We start from the raw sequence: 20,316 nt of genomic DNA on the forward strand, positions 1-20,316 counted from the left end.
GAAACCGCCGCGGTGCTAATTCTTGCATCGTGGCGGTTTCAGCGGTTTTGGGCCTGTGGTCTACGCCTTATAGTCCCATGCGGTTACGGCCGAACTGGGTTTGGAATCGGGGCCCGTCCCGGTGCAGCTCGGCGTCGAAGTCCGCGGCCCACTGCGAGAACGGCCGCGAAGCCAGTCCGTCGTTGCTGAACCGCGCCTGATCGGTGATCTCCGTCACGCAGAACGATGGAATCTGCAGATTGGTCACGGGTCCGCTACGCTCCGCCTCGGCGACGACCAGTGGGGCGTTCGCGCCGCCAAATATGTCGAGGCTCCATCCATCCTCGCCGATCCATGCGGAGAACCGGTTCTTGATAATCGGACGGCCTCCGCGCATCACCAGTTCCGCGGCTATGCAGGCGTCGATCTCCCGTTCGGCCTCATAACGGGTGCCGCCCACCGACGGCCCCTTGACGGTGACGAACGCCTCGGTGAACCGGTCTCGGTATTGCCTCAGTACGGCTATCGGATCGGTGTCGGCGTTCATATCGATGCGCACCCCGCGTGTCTGTAGCCGCACTCGCAACGCGTAATTACCGTCGTGCACATAATAGCTCTGCACGATCAGCATCGGCTCGCCGTCATCCAGTTCCGGCGGCAGCGCCCTGCAGAAGAACCGACGTTCATATTCGAAATCGTTCATGGCGATGTCCATACCACTCCAGTGTAGTCGGTGCGGGAGCGCGTAAACCCGGGAATTCCGCGAAATTGCCGACATGTTGGGAGTGGGATGGTGTACAGTGATACAGTTGCTTGCCGCAAGGCGAGCGATGGCTCGGGTTCGTAGCTCAGTGGATAGAGCGTCTGTCTCCGGAACAGAAGGTCGAGGGTTCGAATCCCTTCGAGCCCACCAGCAAAGGCTCCATACCATCGGTATGGAGCCTTTTTTCGTGGTCTATCTGCGTTTCGAGGGGTTGATAGCCAAGTATAAACGCTACGGGAACCGCATGATTCCAGCAAGAATCAGGTCGGAATACTCTGCATATCGTTTTTTGGCAACCCCTTGAAACGCAGATAGATGTCCCCAGACTGCAAAATCACCCCCTCGAAACGCAGATAGGAGATGTTGCGGCGAAAGCCGGTCGCGGCGGTTGTCTCCGCCTCGCGACCGGTCAGCTCTTCTTGGGGGCGGTGGTGCTTTCGCGGACGACCAGGCGTGTGGGCAGGATCAGGTAGTGGTCGGCGACGGAGCCTGCACGCGCGTCGAGAATCATGTCCACGGCCTTGCGGGCGATCATGTCGAACGGCTGGCTGATGGTGGTGAGCGCCGGGTACAGGTATTGTGCCGGGTACACGTTGTCGAAGCCGACGACCGACAGGTCAGCGGGCAGGGACAGGCCGCGTTGGCGGGCAGCGCGGTACACGTTGAGCGCCGTGATGTCGTTGCATGCGAAGATCGCAGTCGGCCGTTTGGCGGCGGGCAGGTCGAGCAGTTGGCATGCGCACTCATAGCCGCGTTCCGGCATGTAGTCGCCGTAGGCGACCAGCTCGGGATCCAGCTGGATCCCGGCGCGACGCAGCGCGGTGGCGTAGCCACTGTAGCGGGCCTGAGCGGATTCTGCGTTCTGCGGGCCGGTGATGATGCCGATGCGCTGATGCCCGAGTTTGATGAGGTGCTCGGTGGCGATCAGCCCGCCGGTCCAGTTGTCGATGCCCACGCCGAGCGTGTCCTGCGACCCTTCGCCGATGGAGTCGATAATGACGAAGGGAATGTTGCGCGAACGCAATAGTGTTTTTTCGCGTTCGGTCGCGTTGGATAGCAGCAAAATGACGCCGAGGGGATTGCGGTTGAGGATTTCCCGGAAGCTTTCCTCGCTGCGCTTGCCCCGCCCGGTCTGCGTGATGGTGATGCCGATGGGCATCGATTTTACATATTCGGAGGTCTCCGCGATCATCGCGTTGATACCGTTCGCCATGACCTCGGTGAGCACGAGCTCGATGGTCTGTGATGTCTTCGTGGTGACGAGAGACTTGGAGTACCCGGATTCCTCCATGATTTTCTCGATGCGCGCCCTTGTGGAGCTGGATACGCCCTCTCGCCCGTTGATGACCTTTGATACGGTCGCGGTGGAGACTCCGGCAAGCTTCGCTATCTCACTGACTCGCGGTTTTTTCATATCGCCTGCCATCGGTTGCTCCGTTTCTTCCGTACTTCATTGTGGGTGTGTCTGCGTTCGTTGCAGACGCACTTCACACTATAGTAAAGCGTTTCGAGATAGATGAAAGAAAATTTCTAGAATAAGTGGTGATTTTTCTAAAAGATGTGTATGATGGGAACGAAACACAATACATCGAGAACCATTGAGGCGAAGGAGCCAACATGGGCACCATCATCGGAGTCAAAACCTACGACCTGCGTTTCCCCACGTCCAGCACGCTGTCGGGCTCGGACGCGATGAACAAGGACCCCGATTATCCTCGGCATACGTCGTCATCACCACCGACGCGGATGGCGGCCTGAGCGGCAGCGGCTTCGTTTTCACTGTCGGCCGTGGCAACGACGTGGTCGTGGCTGCCGTCGACTCGCTCTCCCGCATGCTCGTCGGCCGCAACGTCGAGAACCTGCTCGACGACATGCGCGCCGCATGGGACATGTTCGTCCACGACTCTCAGCTGCGCTGGCTCGGCCCGGAGAAGGGCGTCGAGCACATGGCCATCGGCGCCGTGCTCAGCGCGCCATCGACCCGATCGCGGTCGCCACCGGCGAGCAGATGCGGAACCGCATCATGTACAAGCAGTATCGGCAGGCGGGCAGCTTCAAGGTCATGCAGATCGACGCCACGCGCGTCGCCGGGCCGCAGGAGATCGTGCTCGAATACCTGCTCGCCAACAAGTTCGGCGTGCACGTGTGCCCCCCCACGCCGGCGGTGTCGGCCTGTGCGAGGCGGTGCGCCACTTCGCCATGTCCGATTACCTGGCGGTCAGTGGACAATGGGATGATCGCGTCATCGAATATGTGGACAACCAGCACGAATACTTCGTGCATCCCACTGAGATCGTCAATGGTCGTTACAAGGCCCCGACCGCTCCGGGCTCGGGCGTCGACATGAAACTCGAAGCCGCCGAACGGTGCCTGTACAAGGGCTGATCGCAGCGCCGCGGTGCCGCGGCTCGCACGGACACGAACACAACAAAGGACACTGAAACATCATGGATTTGCATCTGGAAGGCAAGGTCGTCATCCTCACCGGCGGTTTCAAGGGCATCGGCAAGGACATCGCCCTGCGACTGGCCAAGGAGGGGGCCATCGTGGCGGTTATCAACCGAGACGACGGCGCCGCCGAGCAGTTCGCCGCCGAAATGAAGGCCATCACCGACAACTACCGCACGTATCTGATGGACCTCAACGACACCGACGACATCGCGCCGATCGTCGAGGATGTGGTGAAGACCTACGGCCATATCGACGGTCTGGTCAACAACGCGGACCGCAACGACAACCTCGACCTCGACCACACCTCGTGGCGCGAATTCGAGCAGTCGCTGCACGGCAACCTCACGCACTATTATGAGCTCGCCCACCGCTGCGCCCCGTACCTGCGCGAATCGAAGGGCGCGATCGTCAACATCTCGTCCAAGACCGCGCTGACCGGCCAGGGCAAGACCAGCGCCTACGCCGCCAACTTGCTCGTGTTCGACGCCTCCAAGGGCGTCCACTTCCACGACGAGGTCTTCAAGGACACCGTCTACTTCATGAACAACGTGTTCTGCAACACCTCCACCACGCCGACGCAGTGGTACCGCAAGACCGACGCGCTCGCCAAGGCCGCGTTCTCGAACAACGACTACTACGAGGCCGGCGGCAAGGCTTCGGACACCCAGCCTGAGGACAAGCGTGGTCTGGAAGTCGACCCGAAGTTCGTCGGCTTCTCCGGCGGCTCCGACACCCCGGCCGGCAAGCTCGCCGGCGTGGCGCCGAAGCCAAGGCCAACCTCGACAAGGCATACACCTCCTCCAAGCTGCGCGTGAGCCTCGACTCCGTCAAGGCCGGCGTGCAGTGGGCGCCGACGATGAGCGAGATCCAGGTGCACAACGGCTCCGGTTCTGCCTCCTCGCACAAGCCGGCTGTCGCCGTCGTCAACAGCACAACAAGCAGGCTCCTGAGACGCTGCCCGAGTACACCGTCACGCTGGACGGTGACAAGCTGCAGTCCATCCGCTGGATCGGCTCCGAAGGCAACGTGCTGAGCAGCCTCGACGAGGGAGACTACACGGTGAGCGGCGAGGGTGACAAGATCACGGTGAAGATCGCCGCCGACTTCCTCAAGGGCAAGGACGCGGGCAACTACGGTCTGCAGTTCGAGTTTGCGTCCGTCGCCACCCGCAAGGTGTCGCTGAACGTGACCGACGAGGCAGTCGAGCCAAGCAAGTCGACGACTCCGGCCAAGCCGGGCGCTAACGAGCAGCCGAAGACCGAAGGCGTCGCGAAGACCGGTTCGTCCGTGCCCGCCGTCGCCGCCGGCACCACGATGATCGTCCGCAAGCGTGCCACTCGCTGAATGACACGCCGTAAAGGCCGGGGCCGGTAACTATGTGCCGGCTCCGGCCTTTGCCGGTACGATGGATATAATGGATGTCTTGCCGTTGCGATAACGCCGCGGCAGACAAAATAGAAGAAACGTTCCAGAGCACAGAAAGGAACATTGATGTCAACTTCTGGCCGTTTTACGATTCCGAGTGAATCGAACTTCGCGGAGAAGACCGCGGAACTGGCCCGGTTGTGGGGTGCCGACGCGGTTCGCAACTCGGATGGCACGCAGTTGGACGACGAGGTCGTGGCGCTGGGTATGAAGGTCTACACGGCCTACTTCCCGACCCGCGCGCACAACGAGTGGATCACGCTGCACATGGACGAGACCCCGCAGGTGTACCTGCTGTCGAAGCGTGCGCTGGCGGAGAGCGACACGGTGGACGTGTCTCTGATGGACGGTTTCTTCGAGGAGCAGCTCAAGCCGAACTTCGACGCCGACCCGCACAAGTACTGGGAAGTCGTGGACCGTTCGACGGGCGCCGTGGTGCCGACCGAGCAGTGGACCGTGGACGCCGAAGCGGGCGTAGTGCACGTCTCCGGCGCGGAACTGATGCACGAGTACACGGTCTCGTTCCTCGCGTACATCATCTGGGATCCGGTCGAGATGTACAACCACCTGACGAACGGGTGGGGCGACAAGGAGCACGAGATTCCGTTCGATATCTATCATCCGGCGACGCGCAAGTTCGTGTTCGACACGTTCGAGCAGTGGCTCAAGGACAACCCGCAGGTGGATGTCGTGCGTTTCACGACGTTCTTCTACCAGTTCACGCTGCTGTTCGACCAGAAGCAGCGCGAGAAGGTCGTGGACTGGTTCGGATGCGCCTGCACCGTGAGCCCGGCCGCGCTTGACGACTTCGAGAAGGAGTACGGCTACCGCCTGCGTCCCGAAGACTTCGTCAACGAGGGCTCGTACAACTCCGCATGGCGCGTGCCGCGCAAGCCGCAGCGCGACTGGATCGACTTCCTGAGCCATTTCGTACGCGCGAACGTGAAGAAACTCGCATCGCTGTCGCACGAGGCCGGCAAGGAAGCGATGATGTTCCTGGGTGACCAGTGGATCGGTACCGAGCCGTACAAGGATGGTTTCGAGGATCTGGGTCTGGATGCTGTCGTCGGTTCGATCGGTGACGGCACCACGACCCGCATGATCGCGGACATCCCGGGCGTGAAGTACACGGAGGGTCGTTTCCTGCCGTACTTCTTCCCCGACACGTTCTACGAGGGCAACGACCCGAGCATCGAGGCATGGGACAACTGGCGCAAGGCCCGTCGTGCCATCCTGCGTTCTCCGATCGCCCGCATGGGCTACGGCGGATACCTGTCGCTGGCCGCGAAGTTCCCGAAGTTCGTGGACGCGGTGGAGCACATCTCGGATGAGTTCCGCGACATCCACGACCGCACCGACGGCGAGGCGGCCCGCGGCGTGCTCAACGTGGCGATCCTGAACTGCTGGGGCAAGATGCGTTCGTGGATGGCCTACACGGTCGCCCACGCGCTGCCGAACAAGCAGACGTATTCGTATTACGGCATTCTGGAGTCGCTGTCGGGCATGCGCGTGAACGTGCGGTTCATCAGCTTCGATGACGTGCTGGAGCATGGCGTCGCCGACGACATCGACGTGATCGTGACCGGTGGCCCGGTCGACACCGCGTTCTCCGGTGGCTCGGTGTGGGCCGAGGAGCCGCGCCTTGCGGCGACGCTGCGTGCCTGGGTGCACGGCGGCGGCGCCCTGATTGGCGTGGGCCAGCCGAGCGCCCAGCAGTTCCAGGGTCGTTTCTTCCAGCTGGCCGATGTGCTGGGTGTGGACGAGGAGCGTCACCAGACGCTGTCGGTGGACAAGTACTTCCCGGCCGTCACGCCGGAGCACTTCATCACCGCCGACGTGCACCTGGGCGAAGGTGTGCTGCAGGGCTTCCTCGACGCCGGATACCGCAAGCCCCTGTCGGGCTGCGGCGGCGGTCAGGCGATCGGCGAGCTTGGCGGCATCGACTTCGGCGAGCCGATCGCGGACACGTTCCCGGTCAACGAGGACGTGACGCTGCTGCGCGCCGACGGCGGTCAGGTGCAGCTCGCGGTCAACGAGTACGGCAAGGGCCGCGGCGTATACGTCTCCGGTCTGCCCTACTCGGCCGCGAACGCCCGTCTGCTGGAGCGTGCCCTGTTCTGGGCCTCCCACAACGAGGGCAAGTATGCGGCATACAGCTCGTCGAACCCCGAGTGCGAGGTCGCGGTGTTCGACAAGTCGGGTTGCTACTGCGTTGTCAACAACACGGATCGCGCGCAGTCCACGTATGTGGAGCGCGGCGACGGTCGCATCGAGCGCATCGAACTGGCGCCCAGCGGTATCGCCTGGCGCACCATCTGATCCGGTCGCATCATCGCTCCGGATCGGCGTGAACGAGTGAATATCGGGGTCATCGTCGCCTACTCCTTCGACGATGACCCCGATTTTTCATGCCGCCTGTCCATTGTGCGTACATGTACGCATCACCGGATGGGCGGCATAGGTATATTTATTACACGGTAAGCGTGCACAAGCGCGTCGCAACGCAGACAATAATCGCGGATACCCGCGGGGAATGAGGAGTCATGAGCGAGAAGATGGAAGCGGTCGCCACGTCGGAGGCGCCTGTGGCGCTGGGCGCGTACAGCCAGGCGGTAAAGGCCAACGGGTTCGTGTTCGTGTCCGGCCAGCTGGGCATCGACCCCACGACCGGCGAACTGGCCGGAGACACCGCCGGTGAGCAGACCGCCCAGGCGCTGAAGAACATCAAGCAGATTCTCGACACGGCCGGCACCGGCATCGAGCACGTCGTGCGCGCGACGATCTACATGAAGAACGTCGAAGACTTCAAGGAAGTCGATGCCCGGTACGCCGACGTGTTCATCGGCTCCGTCAAGCCCGCCCGCGTTGCCATCGGCGGCAACGACATCCCCAAGGGCGCCCTCGTCGAGATCGACGCCATCGCAGTTCTGTGACGGTTCGCGGGGAATCCGAACAGTAACCCGCCTTCAACCAAAGCCGTAGCAGTGAGCCTCCACCAGATGCATGATGGAGGCTCACTGCTGTGAGTCGTATTGCATAACCATGTTGCGCCGATGCTGATGGTTCCGTCGGATGTGGCGTATATGAAGGTGATTTGCGTCCGTAAGTGCGCGCCGAAACGACGACCGTGCGCACTTACGGACGCAAATCGGGCCTTTTGCGTCCATATGTTCGCGCACTTGTCGTTTCGGCGCGCACTTACGGACGCTTTGGGAGCGCCCCCCAATCTCGCTCCGCTCGACAGCCCCCTGTCAGCGGGAGTACGACCAACGCTCCCGCTGGCGGGGCTGTCGCAAAGCGACTGAGGTGGTTCACACGTGACACGCTATATAGAGTCATCAAACGTGTCTTCCAAATCATCTCCGGCCAATCCACCGCATATGTGATGCGGTGGTGAAGGAGTGACGCGAATCACCCTGATTCTTACCCTCGAATGCCCCGAACACAGCTGCGCGGCCTATGATGACCTGCACCAATGGCGTTGGCGCGACTATGTCGCGCGGCGAAATATGGAAGCGGGGTGTGAGATGCACGGGCGCGAAGGACGAGGACGGCTGTCCGAATCCGTTGTGGCGGTGGTTTCCGTACTGGCATGTATCGCCATGCTTGCCGGATTGGTGATGGGCACGACGCATGTGGTCGGCTGGGTGTTCGATGCGATCGGACTGGCGTCGCCACAGCACCGCCCGATCGTCATCGCGCATCGTGGCGACACCCGGCATGCTCCCGAGAACTCGCTGGCTTCCATTCGCGCCGCAAAGCAGAACGGCGCCGATTTCGCCGAAATCGACGTGCGGCTGACCAAAGACGGCATACCCGTGGTGTTCCATGACCGCAGAACCGGGCGTCTGGACGCGGGCGGTCGCAACGTGCTGGTGAACAGTATGCCGTTGTCCGCATTGCAGCGCATGATCATGCAGCAACGCGGCATGCGGTATTCGGTTCCCACGCTGCGTCAGGCGTTGGACGACGCTTCCATGTCACGTCCGGGGCAGCGGCGGTTCGGCTTGCTGCTGGACATCAAGACGGACGCGCGGTATGCCCGGAAAGTGGCCGATGCCGTGGTGCGTGTGGTCGAGGATTCCAAATACGCCGGCAATCTGATGGTGATGTCGGCCAATCCGTATGCGGTGATGGTCTTCAAGAGCATGCGTCCGCAGTGGCATGTAGGCCTGTGCGCCAGCGGCAGGCCCGATCTGACGCAATGGGACGATGACGGCACGAGCGAAGCGCGGTTCATGGACGGGGCCGCACGGGTCGAGACCGTGCGCCGCGAAGTGACGGCGAAGCGCGGCGGAAAGCAGCGAAAGCATCCCATGTTCCGTGGAATGCGCGGCGAGGCCATGGACTTCGTCGTGTTCCGCACGCGGGACGTCACATCAAGACTGCTGCGGAATGCGCGGCTGCGCAGAATTCCCGTATATGTCGACTCGGTGGATTCATACGATGCCGCGAACGGCCTGCTGCGCCACGGCGTCAGCGGACTGCTCGGCGAGAACATCACGCCGTTGCAGCAGGCTTGTTCGTCATATCACGGGCTTCCCGAACCGTTCTCGTCGCCGGACGATGACGATCGCTCCCAGGCGTGACGCCGGCCGATCCCGCGTCGGTGCATGAACCGGACGTTCGCTGTCAAAGTGCCCGGTACACTAGGGAGAATGAGTCCTGAAGCGCTTAGTGAACTGATTGAAACCATTGCCCACGATCTGGTCGCCGCCGGAAAAGCCGGTACCCTGACCGACGATTTGATTCCCGAAACCGCCAAATTCGCCGTGATGCGCCCGAAGGATCGCGCGCACGGCGATTGGGCCTCCAACGCCGCCATGCAGCTGGCCAAGAAGGCCGGCATGAAGCCGCGCGATTTGGCCGAGCTGTTCGCCGAGCGGCTGACCGCCGCCGACGGCATCTCGACCGTCGAGGTGGCGGGGCCCGGCTTCATCAACATCACGCTGGATTCCGCCTCCGCCGCCGCGGTGGTCGACAAGGTGCTGGCCGATGGCGCAGGCTACGGCAAGAACGCGCACCTCGGCGGCAAGACGCTCAACCTGGAGTTCGTCTCCGCCAACCCGACCGGCCCGATTCACATCGGCGGCACCCGTTGGGCCGCCGTCGGCGACTCGATGGCCCGCGTGCTGGAGGCCAACGGCGCCAAGGTTGTGCGCGAATACTACTTCAACGATCACGGCGAGCAGATCAACCGTTTCGCAAAGTCCCTGGTCGCAGCCGCGCACGGCGAGGAGACGCCCATTGACGGATACAAGGGCAAGTACATCAACGAGATCGCCGACCGCGTGATCGCCGAGGCGGAGGCCGATGGCGTGGATGTGCTGAGCCTGCCGCGCGTCGACGGCGGCCTCGACAAGGACGGCAACCCGCTCGGCGAGGGCGATTCCGAGCAGCGCGAGGAGTTCCGCAAGCGTGCCGTGCCGATGATGTTCGATGAGATTCAGCGCTCGATGAAGGAATTCCGAGTCCGCTTCGACGTGTGGTTCCACGAGAACAACCTATACAAGGACGGAGAAGTCGACCGCGCGATTGAGGAGCTGCGCAGTCGTGGCGACATCTTCGAGAAGGATGGAGCCACCTGGTTTGAATCCACCAAACATGGCGATGACAAGGACCGCGTCATCATCAAGTCGAACGGTGACTTCGCCTACTTCGCTGCCGACATCGCCTACTACTGGAACAAGCGTCACCGCGTTGTGGATCCGGCCGACGTGGCGATTTACATGCTCGGCGCCGACCATCATGGCTATATCGGTCGTATGATGGCCATGTGCGCCGCCTTCGGCGACGAGCCGGGCGTGAACATGCAGATTCTCATCGGCCAGCTGGTCAATGTGATGAAGAACGGCAAGCCCGTGCGCATGTCTAAGCGCGCTGGCAACGTCGTCACCATCGACGATCTGGTTGAGGCCGTTGGCGTGGATGCGGCCCGTTACTCGCTGGCCCGTACCGACTACAACACGTCGGTGGATATCGATCTGGATCTGCTGACTTCGCATTCCAATGAGAACCCGGTGTACTACGTGCAGTATGCGCACGCGCGTTCCTGCAATGTGGACCGCAACGCGGCCGCTGCGGGCATCGGTACCGAAGGCGCTGACCTGAGCCTGCTTGACACCGAGGCGGACGGCGAGGTGCTTGCCGCGCTCGCCCAGTGGCCGGCGACTTTGGCTCTGGCTGGCGACCAGCGTGCCCCGCACAAGGTGGCGCACTATCTGGAGGACCTGGCCGGTGCCTACCACAAGTGGTACAACGTCGAGCGCGTGGTTCCGATGGCGCTGACCGACCCCGAGGAGCGTCTGGATGACGCCGCTCGCGAGGCACTGCGCATCGCCAAGAACCCCGAACCGGCACGTGCCGCCGCACGCCTCAAGCTCAACGACGCCGTGCGCACGGTCATCGCCTCCGGTCTCGACCTGCTCGGCGTCACCGCCCCCGACAAGATGTGACCTAGGCTGCCCCTGGTCGCGCGTAGCGCGACTGGGGGCGGTTCTCATTCAGGTACTCTCCGACCGAGCCTCCGCCTTATGGTCGGGAAGTGGTATCACGGTGCCGGTTCTGGCACAATGGCACAGTAATAGGAAAAGCGGCAAGCCCTGAGCGAAAGAGGAGCAATGACTGGATCTGCTGTGCGTGTGGACGGAACGCAAGGTATCACCCCCATCTGGCCGGTGGCGACGGCAGTGAATGCCGAAGGCGCCCTGACGTTCCACGGGCGCACCGCTGAGTCGCTGCTTGACGAGTTCGGATCCCCGCTGTATCTGATCGACACTGACGAAGTTTCCGCCCGCGCCAGATATTTCGTGCGCGCGGCGGCCGACGCCTTCACCAACTCCACCACGCACGTGAGTTTCGCCGGTAAGGCGTTCCTCTCCAAAGAAGTCGTGCGGTTGGTGACCGATGCAGGCATGCTCGTCGACACATGCTCGATGGGGGAGATGCGCATCGCGCTCGCCGCAGGCGTCCCCGGCCGTCGTCTGGTGCTGCACGGCAACAACAAGTCCGACGCGGAAATCGAACTCGCCATCGAGCAGGGCTTTGCGAAAATCGTCGTGGACGAGCCGGATGAGCCGGCCCGCATCGCCGCCATCGCGCGACGACTCGGCAAGCGTGCCCGCGTGATGCTGCGCGTGACCGCCGGCATTCACGCCGGTGGCCACGAATACATCTCCACCGCGCATGAGGATCAGAAGTTCGGCGTGCCGCTGCTGCCGGCCGGCGCCGATGCCGCGGCACTCAGCGTACTGGACGAACTCACGGCTGATCCAGCAGGCGTGACGCCGGCTGTTACGAACGCGCCCATCGCCGAACGCGATGGTGATGCCGGTGACGGGAACGCGAAGCCCGAGCGCGAACTGCACTACGACATGAAGTACCCGTACGACCTGAGCCACGAGGAGATCCCCGAAAAGGACAAGGCGCTCGCCGCCGCGATGGAAACCGTGGCGGATGGGCCGGCACTGGCCGTGCTCAAGGACATCCTCACACGGTCCGACGAGTTGGAACTCGTCGGCATTCACTCTCATATCGGTTCCAACATCCATGACGCAGACGCCTTCATCCAGGCTGCCAAGCGCATGATGCTGCTGCGCAAGACCTTCTACGCCACCGACGCCTATACGCTGCCCGAGGTCGACTTGGGCGGCGGCTACTCCGTGGCATACACCGACGGCGAGGATTCGATGGACGTGCGCGTCGAGCTGCGTCGTCTCGCCGAAGCGGTCGGTGCCATCAACCGTGCGCTCGGTGTGCCCGCGCCGGCCATCAGCTTCGAGCCAGGACGATGGATCGTCGCCCCGGCCGGCGTGACCCTGTATCGTGTGGGCACGATCAAGCCGGTGCATCTGTCCGACGCCAAAGACAAGACCGGCAATCCCATCGATGAGCGCGTGTACGTGTCGGTGGACGGCGGCATGAGCGACAATATTCGTCCAGCGCTGTACGGCGCCGACTACACGGTCCGGCTGGCCAACCGTCGCGGGTCGGACGAGTCGATGCTGGTGCGCGTAGTCGGCATGCATTGCGAGTCCGGCGACATCATCGTGCACGAGGACAGGCTTCCGGCCGACCTCAGGCGCGGCGACATCCTCGCCGTGCCGGTGACGGGCGCATACGGCCGCACGATGGCGAGCAACTACAATCAGGCGCTGATTCCTGCCGTGGTCGCCGTGAGTGAAGCCGGCGCACATGTGATGATCCGTCGCCAGACCATTGACGACCTGCTGGATCTGGATCAGGGCTGACCGTTCAGCGCCAGCGGCAAGATATAAAAGCAAAAAGCAGTAGAACTCAAAAAAAAAGGAGTCCTCCCCGGCTATCAGGGAGGACTCCTTATTGTTTGTTGTGGTTGTGTCTACCGAATCACTTGGTGACGATGGTGCCAATCGGAGCGCCGGTAGCCACCGCACCCTTGGCGGTGATCGACAGCTTATCGATCTTGGCCGGGTTGGTGAACACGACGATCACGTCGGTGGGCTTTCCAGCGGACTTGACCACATTCCAGTCCACGTCGACCAGCGCGTCTCCGGCGTTCACCTGCTGGCCTTCGCTGACCATCATCGTGAACGGGGATCCGGCGAGCTGTACAGTATCCACGCCGATGTGCACGAGCACTTCCACTCCGGCGGGAGTGGTGATGCCCACTGCATGCTTGGCCTGGGCGACCGTGGTAATCTTGCCGGCCACCGGGGCGACCACACGACCCGACGTGGGAACCACGGCGAATCCGTCGCCAAGGATCTTGGCGGCGAAGGTCTCGTCGGGCACTTCCGTGATCGGCTTGATGGCACCGTCCACAGGGGCGAGCACCGCGTTGTCAGCGGCTTTCACCTTGGGGGCGGGGGCAGCGGCAGCGGGGGCTGCCGTCACGCTTTTGGGGAACCACCACCGATGACGGGCTTGCCGTACAGGGCGGACAGAGCGTCAGCCACGGTCTGCACCTGCGTGCCGACGATGATCTGGACGTTCTTCTTGTCGATCACCTTGACACCGGGGACGCCGGTCTTGCGGATGGCGTCGACGTCGACCTTCGAGGAATCCACGACACCCATGCGCAGACGGGTGATGCAGTTCTCGATTTCGGTGATGTTGTCGTGACCGCCCAGAGCGGCGTACAGCTTGCCGGCGAGGTCGGCGTACTTGTCACCGGTGGACGAGGTCGCGGTGTCGAACGCTGCGGAGGAGGCATCGTCGTTATCGTCATCGCCACGGCCCGGGGTCTTCATGTTGAACTTCTTGATCATGAAGTCGAACACGAAGTAGTAGATGACCGCGAAGACGAGGCCCTGAACGATAAGCATCCACGGCATATGAGCTGCGGGAACCTTCAGCGACAGGAACCAGTCGATGAAGCCTGCGGAGAAGTTGAAGCCTGCGATCCACTGGAACGAAGCGGCGATGAACACCGAGATGGCGGTGAGCAGCGCGTGCACCACGTACAGCGGGAAGGCGGCGAACATGAAGGAGAACTCCAGCGGCTCGGTGACACCGGTGAGGAACGCGGCGAGCGCACCGGCGAGCATCAGGGATCCGGTGGCCTTCTTGTTCTCGGGCTTGGCGTTCTTGTAGATCGCGAGTGCACCGGCCGGCAGGCCGAACATCATGATCGGGAAGAAGCCGGCCTGGTAGATGCCGGTGACGTACACGCCGAACGGGTGGAAGCCGCCGGTGGCGATGACCGCGCCACTGGCCGGGTCGGCGCTGCCCCAGAACTTGCCGATGTCATTGATGTTGGCAAGGTTGAACCAGAACACGTTGTTCAGTGCGTGGTGCAGACCGGTCGGGATAAGCAGACGGTTGAAGAAGGCGTAAATGCCGGCACCGACGGCGCCGAGGCCCATGATGGACTCGCCGAACCAGACCAGCGCACCGTAGACGGCCGGCCAGATGAACAGCAACAGCAGCGAGATGATGGACATGACCGCAGCGGTCAGAATCGGCACGCAACGGCGGCCGGAGAAGAACGCCAGGAAGTCCGGCAGTTTTGTCTTGCCGAACTTGTTGTATAGCGCACCTGCCACGCAGCCGACCAGGATGCCGAAGAACACGTTCTTGTTGCCGATGGCGCCAGCGGCGAATGCCGGGTGCTCGGTGTCGACCTTGGTGGCGTCGAAGCCAAGGAACATGGACGCGGAGCCCATGATCGTGGTGACGGTCAGGAAACCGACCAGTGCGGACAGTGCCGAGGCGCCGTCCTTGTCGCGAGCCATGCCGATGGCGACACCAACGGCGAACAGCAGGCCCAGATTGTCGAGGATCGCGCCGCCGGTCTTGCACAGGTAGGCAGCGACGACGTTACTGCCACCCCAACCGCTCGGGTCGATCCAATAACCGATGCCCAGGAAGAGTGCTGCAGCAGGCAGACACGCAACGGGCAGCATAAGAGCGCGACCAAGGCGCTGGATATATGCTTTCATTCCAACCTCCCTCTGAGGATACGGACGGCGCTTTCTTCCGCCAAAATTCCCGTTCACGTACCATCCCACCATTGGATCGGACGCTCGCGAGTATGTCAGCAACGCCGCTTCAATGAACAATGGTACGTGACTTTTACGATATGAGGCCCGTGTTTCGTTAAGATTATTTGCTAAATAGGCAGGAAACATGGCGGGTGTATAAGGGCTCAGCCTTACGGGAAGCTGGTGTTTCACGATTTCTCTGTTTACGGCGTTAATTTGTAAATCTACTTTACTGCGGCGTGTCGTTAGCGCTGCTACATAGTGGAAAGCCAAGGGAAACGAGGCCATTGGGAGCTGGATCCGGCCTCCGGGGCGTTGACGGGCGGCGTGTCGGATTCATTCCGTAGGATGGTACACAGTGACGCCGGCCCGGCGACCCTCTATCGGTGAGTGGCGGCCGGGCGCGCCAAACACCGCTGAAGGAAGGAAATCCGTGGCACAGCTGAATGACAACCCCATCCGCGTTGGACTGTTGGGAGCGGGAACCGTCGGATCACAGACCGCACGTCTGCTGGTGGAGCAGAAGGACGAACTCGCTGCCCGCATCGGGCGTCCGATCGAGCTGGTCGGCGTGGCCTGCCTGGATCCCGATGAGGTGGACTTCCCCTGGATCGACAAGTCTCTGCTGACGACCGACACGATGAAGGTCGCCACCAACGCCGACATCGTCGTCGAGCTGATCGGCGGCACCACAGTGGCCCGCACGTTCGTGATGGCCGCGATCGAGTCGGGAGCCTCCGTGGTCACCGCCAACAAGGCGCTGCTTGCCAAGTACGGCCCGGAAATCTACACCGCGGCCGAGGCCAAGGGCGTCGACATCTACTTCGAAGCGGCCGTTGGTGGCGCCATCCCGTTCCTGCTGCCGTTGCGCGAATCCCTGGCGGGCGACAAGGTGACCAGCATGCTGGGCATCGTCAACGGCACCACCAACTACATTCTCGACGAGATGACCACCAAGGGCCTGCAGTTCGATGACGTGCTCAAGGACGCCCAGGCCAAGGGATACGCCGAAGCCGATCCGACCGGCGACATCGAAGGCTACGATGCGGCCAACAAGGCCGCGATTATGGCCACGCTCGGCTTCCACACCAACGTGACGATCGATGACGTGAGCGTCGAGGGCATCACGAAGATCACCGCCGACGACATCGCCGCGGCCGCCGCCGAGCACAAGGTCATCAAGCTGCTCGCCGTCGTGGAGAACGGCGAGGCCGGTGTGTCGGCGCGCGTCTACCCGGCGCTGATTCCCGAATCGCACCCGCTGGCATCCGTGCACGGCTCATTCAACGCCGTGTTCGTCAAGGCCGAGGCGGCCGACGACCTCATGTTCTACGGCCGCGGTGCGGGCGGCGCTCCGACCGCTTCCGCCGTCGTCGGCGACGTGGTCGCCGAAGCCCGCCACATCGCTCAAGGCTGCACCGGCCCGTCCATCCCCATGTACCACGAGCTGCCCAAGGCGCCGATCGGCGCCAGCCGCGCCGCGTTCGCCGTGCGGTTCCTCATCCACGACAAGCCGGGCGTGCTCGCCGCCATCGCCAAGGAGTTCGCCGACCACGGCGTGTCGATCAACGGCGTCAATCAGGATCTCAAGCCGACGATGACCGATCCTGGTTATGACGGCGAGATCCAACAGCTGCGCATCGTCACGCATCTGACCGACGAGGTCACGCTGCGTGAGACCGTCGAAGCCGTCCGCACGCTGGACTTCGTCACCGGAGAGCCGTCCATCCTGCGCGTGCTCGACTAGTCATACGGTTGCCTGCCCCCGCTGTCGGGGGCTGTCGGCAAAGCCGACTGGGGGTGGTTTCGCGGCGTTTCCGCGAAACCACCCTGATCTCACCATCGTTTGCTCCCCTCCCCATCAGCGGGGGCGGAATCGCTGAATCAAGGAATCATGGAACCAATCTGTACACAGGTCAAGGTCCGCGTGCCGGCTACAAGCGCCAATCTGGGCTCCGGCTTCGACACGGTCGGCCTCGCCCTCGATTATCATGACGAACTCACCTTCACGCTCAGCCGTGACCCGTCCAATCGCGCCGCGCAAGTGCTGATCTATGGCGAGGGCGAGGACACGCTGCCGCGCGACGAGACCCATCTGGTCGTCTCCACGTTCCGCAAGGCATGCCAGACCTTCGGCCTGGGCAAGGTCGGGTTCATCCTCGAAGCGCACAACAACATCCCGCAGGCGCGCGGCATGGGGTCGTCCGCCGAAGCCATCGTGGCGGGCATCGCCGCCGCTGCCGCGTTCGCGCAGGAGGACCGGCTCAACCGCGATTCCATCTTCGAGCTGGCGGCCGCCATCGAAGGCCATCCCGACAACGTGGCGCCGGCGGTGTACGGCGGCATGACCGTCTCATGGAACTTCGACACGGCCGAAGGGGTCGGCTCGGTGCCGATCCCCGGTGGAGACCCGCTGCACGGCGGTTTCCACACGGTCAAGTACGCGGTCGATCCGGGCGTCACGGCGGCCGTGTTCGTGCCCGACTACGAACTGTCCACCGAGAAGGCGCGCGAGGCGCTGCCCGGCGAGGTCGCCTATCGCGACGCGGTGTTTAACGTGTCGCGCGTGGCGCTGATGGCCGCGGCGATGAACCCGCGCGCGCTCGCGTCCGGCGAAGAGCCGAACGCGCTGCTGTACGCTGCCACGCAGGATCGCCTGCACCAGCCGTATCGCAAGGGGCTCATGCAGCCGTCATGGGACCTGATTCAGGCGTTCCGTTCCCGTGGTTTCGCCGCCATGGTGTCCGGCGCCGGCCCGTGCGTGCTGGTGCTGCATCACGGCGACGCCGTGGCGGACATCGATGAGGTCGCGGCGGAACAGCTGGCTTCCGGCCATTGGAAGGTGCTGCACCTGCCCATCGACACGGTCGGCGTGCAGGTCGAGCGTAAGTAGGAATACCGCACGTGCCTCCTCGCCCGCTCCTCGGGCCGGAGATGAGGGGAGCGCGAAGTTGCCGGTTGGGTGGTGCGGCAGCTGGTGCGGCGGCAAAAGAAAGGTGACGATCATGTCCATTCCGATGATTCTGGCGTCGAAGTCCCAGCCGCGCCGGGATGTGCTGTATGCGGCCGGCATCTGCCCGACCATCCGCGTGTCCCATGTCGATGAGCCGGCTGCGCTGGAAAAAGCCGCCGCCGAGCGCGGCGTCACCGTTGACCAGCTGAACGTCGAACAGCGCGTGATGATTTTGGCCGAGGCCAAAGCGCAGGCCGTGCATCAGGCGTACCGCGATGTCGCCGACGCGGCCGCGAGCGCGACGGGCGAGCGCGTGATCGCGTACCCGTTGCAGGCCGCGGAGCTTCGCGGCGAGATGAACGTCGCGGACATACCTCGCCAGAGTGGCGCTCCGCTTGACTATTCGAAGGCGCCGATCGCGATGACCCGTGACTTCTCCGGCGTGGACATGCCGACCGTCACCGAGCCGATATCCAATGTGATTGCCATGCAGCCGGGGCTCACTCGGGCGAGCAGCGGCCCGCTGATCGTCGGCTGTGATTCGATGTTCCTGCTTGACGGCGAATGCTACGGCAAACCGCACAGCGTCGAGGTGGCGCGTGAGCGACTGCACCGCATGAGCGGCGCCACCGGCGAGCTGTGGACCGGGCACTGCGTGATCGACTTCGCGTCCGGGCGCGTCGAGCGCGGCGCGAGTCATGCCGTCGTGCGGTTCGGCGAGTTCAGCGACCGCGACATCGAACGATACATCGCCACCGGCGAGCCGCTGGAAGTCGCGGGATCGTTTACGCTGGAAGGTTTCGGCGGCGCGTTCATCGATGGCATCGACGGCGACCCGCACGGCATCATCGGCATCAGTCTGCCGCTGCTTCGCCGACTCGTCGGCAAGCTCGGCGTGGACTGGACCGACCTGTGGAACGTGGCCCGCGGGGAATCGGCGCCCGAAGACAAGACCGGAGGCGGCGGAGTCGTGCCGCCCAAGGAGAACGTGCATCAGCCCGGCGACGGCTGGATCGACTGCGCATGCGGGCGCAAGCACTGGGGATTGAACGGTGCCTCCGGCGTGCTGCTCGCGCGGCGTGACCCCAAGAGCGGCGAAGTGACCAGCGTGGTGATGCAGCATCGCGCCGCGTGGAGCGCGGAAGGCGGCACATGGGGCATTCCCGGCGGCGCGACGGCCGACGGTGAAAGCCCGATCGAGGGTGCGCTGCGCGAGAGCTACGAGGAGGCGAACATCACGCCCGAAGACATCGAGGTGGTCGGGTCCTACCGTGAGGATCACGGGCCATGGGCGTACACCACGGTCTTCGCGTTCGAGAAGTCCGGTCACCGGGTCGTGCCACGGGCGAACGATGACGAGAGCATGGAAATCGAATGGGTGCCGATCGACGAAGTGCCCGACCGCAAGCTCTTGACCGCGATGCGCACAGACTGGCCGCGCTTCGCCGAGCGCCTGCACGCGCTGGCCGCTGCCGCACGGTGTTCGTGACGGTTACTGCAGTTGCGCCAAACGCTGGTAGATGTCGGATGGAAGGTGGCGGTTTGCGAATCCTTTGACGCGAATTCCCGTGTCGAGGGGCATATACACGATGCGCATGCCGGCGCGCGACTGTTGGCCTCGTCGATGTTGGAAGTGGAAGGAACGCCACCCGCTGAAACCGTACTTGAGAGGGCTTCCTTCCACGTTGCCCTCCACGAGCTGTGTCAGGGTTCGGTGAACTCTGGCCACCGCCATCTTGAATTCGCCTTCGTCGGGCCAGGCATATGCCAGAAGAATCACATCATCCGCAAGTGCATCCGGATCCATATACAGACCGCGGACGGACGAGATGATGGCAATGGCTTGCTTCAATAATGCGTAGTCGGCGGCCATCAGCGACCGCCATCAAGGAACGCGTGAATCTTCTCCTTGCGCCGCTTCAGGCTTTCCTGCGCCGACTGTGACAGTTCGGAGCCGGTCTCCCATTGTTCCTTATCGCCTCGGGTGGTGAACATCTGCTGTATGGTGAGGTGTTCGACCTCGGATTCCAGCGCATTGATGACATCCAGCATCTCGTTGAGAGAGTCCACGGACACCAGATAGCCGGCTGTGTCGGCGCGGTCGACGATTTCCAGCAATCCCCGCTGCTCCAGCGCCTTTCGCCATGCGTTCGAACGGGACAACTCGGTCAACCCGATGCGAGAGCCCGGCGTGGAGATCTCTCGTAACGCCTCCGCACGTTCCTTGATGTTCATGTAAGTCACCACCTTAATCACAACAAAATATGCATTATATTACGCAT

At 62.9% G+C, this 20,316-nt stretch carries 16 protein-coding genes, 1 tRNA gene and 1 pseudogene; 12 read left to right on the forward strand and 6 right to left on the reverse strand.

Translation table 11 applies throughout. The features are described from left to right. Window positions 1-67 precede the first annotated feature (67 nt). Complete coding sequence (locus tag MMB49_RS01355) at window positions 68-682, reverse strand: hypothetical protein (RefSeq protein ID WP_192575684.1); 615 nt, start codon at window positions 680-682, stop codon at window positions 68-70. A gap of 134 nt (window positions 683-816) precedes the next feature. Here MMB49_RS01355 and MMB49_RS01360 point away from each other — a divergent pair. Further along, window positions 817-892, forward strand: a tRNA-Arg gene (locus MMB49_RS01360). 259 nt (window positions 893-1,151) lie between these two features. On the opposite strand, the gene MMB49_RS01365 is transcribed toward MMB49_RS01360, so the two are convergent. Continuing rightward, window positions 1,152-2,168, reverse strand: coding sequence for a LacI family DNA-binding transcriptional regulator (locus tag MMB49_RS01365; RefSeq protein ID WP_047297660.1), 1,017 nt, complete (start codon window positions 2,166-2,168; stop codon window positions 1,152-1,154). A 191-nt stretch (window positions 2,169-2,359) separates the two neighbouring features. Here MMB49_RS01365 and MMB49_RS01370 point away from each other — a divergent pair. From MMB49_RS01370 to MMB49_RS01405, 8 genes and pseudogenes are all read left to right on the forward strand, one after another. Then, a pseudogene (locus MMB49_RS01370) lies at window positions 2,360-3,127 on the forward strand (enolase C-terminal domain-like protein). Window positions 3,128-3,189: 62 nt separating this feature from the next. Then, complete coding sequence (locus MMB49_RS01375; RefSeq protein WP_047297661.1) at window positions 3,190-4,008, forward strand: SDR family NAD(P)-dependent oxidoreductase; 819 nt, start codon at window positions 3,190-3,192, stop codon at window positions 4,006-4,008. A gap of 28 nt (window positions 4,009-4,036) precedes the next feature. Continuing rightward, window positions 4,037-4,537, forward strand: coding sequence for a hypothetical protein (locus MMB49_RS01380; protein WP_229940913.1), 501 nt, complete (start codon window positions 4,037-4,039; stop codon window positions 4,535-4,537). A gap of 147 nt (window positions 4,538-4,684) precedes the next feature. Next, window positions 4,685-6,937: a 1,3-beta-galactosyl-N-acetylhexosamine phosphorylase gene (gene gnpA, locus MMB49_RS01385; RefSeq protein ID WP_013363028.1), complete on the forward strand. Its 2,253-nt coding sequence runs from the start codon at window positions 4,685-4,687 to the stop codon at window positions 6,935-6,937. A gap of 224 nt (window positions 6,938-7,161) precedes the next feature. Continuing rightward, the gene (locus MMB49_RS01390; RefSeq protein ID WP_003811675.1) at window positions 7,162-7,551 is read left to right on the forward strand and encodes a Rid family detoxifying hydrolase; all 390 of its coding nucleotides are present in this window, start codon (window positions 7,162-7,164) and stop codon (window positions 7,549-7,551) included. Between the two features lie 468 nt (window positions 7,552-8,019). Further along, window positions 8,020-9,207, forward strand: coding sequence for a glycerophosphodiester phosphodiesterase (locus tag MMB49_RS01395; protein WP_226800876.1), 1,188 nt, complete (start codon window positions 8,020-8,022; stop codon window positions 9,205-9,207). A gap of 69 nt (window positions 9,208-9,276) precedes the next feature. Further along, window positions 9,277-11,073: an arginine--tRNA ligase gene (gene argS / locus MMB49_RS01400; RefSeq protein WP_003815374.1), complete on the forward strand. Its 1,797-nt coding sequence runs from the start codon at window positions 9,277-9,279 to the stop codon at window positions 11,071-11,073. Window positions 11,074-11,238: 165 nt separating this feature from the next. Next, entirely contained in the window at window positions 11,239-12,867 is a 1,629-nt protein-coding gene (locus tag MMB49_RS01405) for a diaminopimelate decarboxylase family protein (RefSeq protein ID WP_047271450.1), read from the forward strand. Between the two features lie 118 nt (window positions 12,868-12,985). Here the strand turns inward: MMB49_RS01405 and MMB49_RS01410 are convergent, their stop codons facing one another. Together MMB49_RS01410 and nagE are read right to left on the reverse strand one after the other, a co-directional pair. After that, window positions 12,986-13,492, reverse strand: coding sequence for a PTS glucose transporter subunit IIA (locus tag MMB49_RS01410; RefSeq protein ID WP_013363031.1), 507 nt, complete (start codon window positions 13,490-13,492; stop codon window positions 12,986-12,988). Next, window positions 13,489-15,039: an N-acetylglucosamine-specific PTS transporter subunit IIBC gene (nagE, locus tag MMB49_RS01415; RefSeq protein WP_047271452.1), complete on the reverse strand. Its 1,551-nt coding sequence runs from the start codon at window positions 15,037-15,039 to the stop codon at window positions 13,489-13,491. The genes MMB49_RS01410 and nagE overlap by 4 nt, the downstream gene beginning before the upstream one ends. 475 nt (window positions 15,040-15,514) lie before the next feature. On the opposite strand from nagE, the gene MMB49_RS01420 reads away from it, so the two are divergent. From MMB49_RS01420 to MMB49_RS01430, 3 genes are all read left to right on the forward strand, one after another. Beyond that, entirely contained in the window at window positions 15,515-16,828 is a 1,314-nt protein-coding gene (locus MMB49_RS01420) for a homoserine dehydrogenase (RefSeq protein WP_047271453.1), read from the forward strand. A gap of 147 nt (window positions 16,829-16,975) precedes the next feature. Then, complete coding sequence (gene thrB / locus MMB49_RS01425; protein WP_003811687.1) at window positions 16,976-17,974, forward strand: homoserine kinase; 999 nt, start codon at window positions 16,976-16,978, stop codon at window positions 17,972-17,974. 112 nt (window positions 17,975-18,086) lie between these two features. Beyond that, on the forward strand, window positions 18,087-19,523 hold the full coding sequence (locus tag MMB49_RS01430) for a Maf family protein (protein ID WP_047271455.1): 1,437 nt from the start codon (window positions 18,087-18,089) through the stop codon (window positions 19,521-19,523). 3 nt (window positions 19,524-19,526) lie between these two features. Here MMB49_RS01430 and MMB49_RS01435 read toward each other — a convergent pair whose 3' ends face one another. Next, window positions 19,527-19,907 (reverse strand): hypothetical protein, encoded by a 381-nt coding sequence (locus MMB49_RS01435; protein ID WP_047271457.1) that lies wholly within the window; start codon window positions 19,905-19,907, stop codon window positions 19,527-19,529. After that, window positions 19,907-20,269 (reverse strand): hypothetical protein, encoded by a 363-nt coding sequence (locus MMB49_RS01440; protein ID WP_047271458.1) that lies wholly within the window; start codon window positions 20,267-20,269, stop codon window positions 19,907-19,909. The genes MMB49_RS01435 and MMB49_RS01440 overlap by 1 nt, the downstream gene beginning before the upstream one ends. Window positions 20,270-20,316 lie beyond the last annotated feature (47 nt).

This window comes from Bifidobacterium sp. SKU (assembly GCF_026016405.1).
Lineage (GTDB): Bacteria > Actinomycetota > Actinomycetes > Actinomycetales > Bifidobacteriaceae > Bifidobacterium > Bifidobacterium bifidum.

Excerpts from the sequence above, each read along its gene's own strand:
- MMB49_RS01355 (WP_192575684.1), bottom strand. The coding sequence starts at position 682 with ATGAACGATTTCGAATATGAACGTCGGTTCTTCTGCAGGGCGCTGCCG.
- MMB49_RS01365 (WP_047297660.1), bottom strand. The coding sequence starts at position 2,168 with ATGGCAGGCGATATGAAAAAACCGCGAGTCAGTGAGATAGCGAAGCTT.
- MMB49_RS01375 (WP_047297661.1), top strand. The coding sequence starts at position 3,190 with ATGGATTTGCATCTGGAAGGCAAGGTCGTCATCCTCACCGGCGGTTTC.
- gnpA (WP_013363028.1), top strand. The coding sequence starts at position 4,685 with ATGTCAACTTCTGGCCGTTTTACGATTCCGAGTGAATCGAACTTCGCG.
- MMB49_RS01390 (WP_003811675.1), top strand. The coding sequence starts at position 7,162 with ATGAGCGAGAAGATGGAAGCGGTCGCCACGTCGGAGGCGCCTGTGGCG.
- argS (WP_003815374.1), top strand. The coding sequence starts at position 9,277 with ATGAGTCCTGAAGCGCTTAGTGAACTGATTGAAACCATTGCCCACGAT.
- MMB49_RS01405 (WP_047271450.1), top strand. The coding sequence starts at position 11,239 with ATGACTGGATCTGCTGTGCGTGTGGACGGAACGCAAGGTATCACCCCC.
- nagE (WP_047271452.1), bottom strand. The coding sequence starts at position 15,039 with ATGAAAGCATATATCCAGCGCCTTGGTCGCGCTCTTATGCTGCCCGTT.
- thrB (WP_003811687.1), top strand. The coding sequence starts at position 16,976 with ATGGAACCAATCTGTACACAGGTCAAGGTCCGCGTGCCGGCTACAAGC.
- MMB49_RS01430 (WP_047271455.1), top strand. The coding sequence starts at position 18,087 with ATGTCCATTCCGATGATTCTGGCGTCGAAGTCCCAGCCGCGCCGGGAT.
- MMB49_RS01435 (WP_047271457.1), bottom strand. The coding sequence starts at position 19,907 with ATGGCCGCCGACTACGCATTATTGAAGCAAGCCATTGCCATCATCTCG.
- MMB49_RS01440 (WP_047271458.1), bottom strand. The coding sequence starts at position 20,269 with ATGAACATCAAGGAACGTGCGGAGGCGTTACGAGAGATCTCCACGCCG.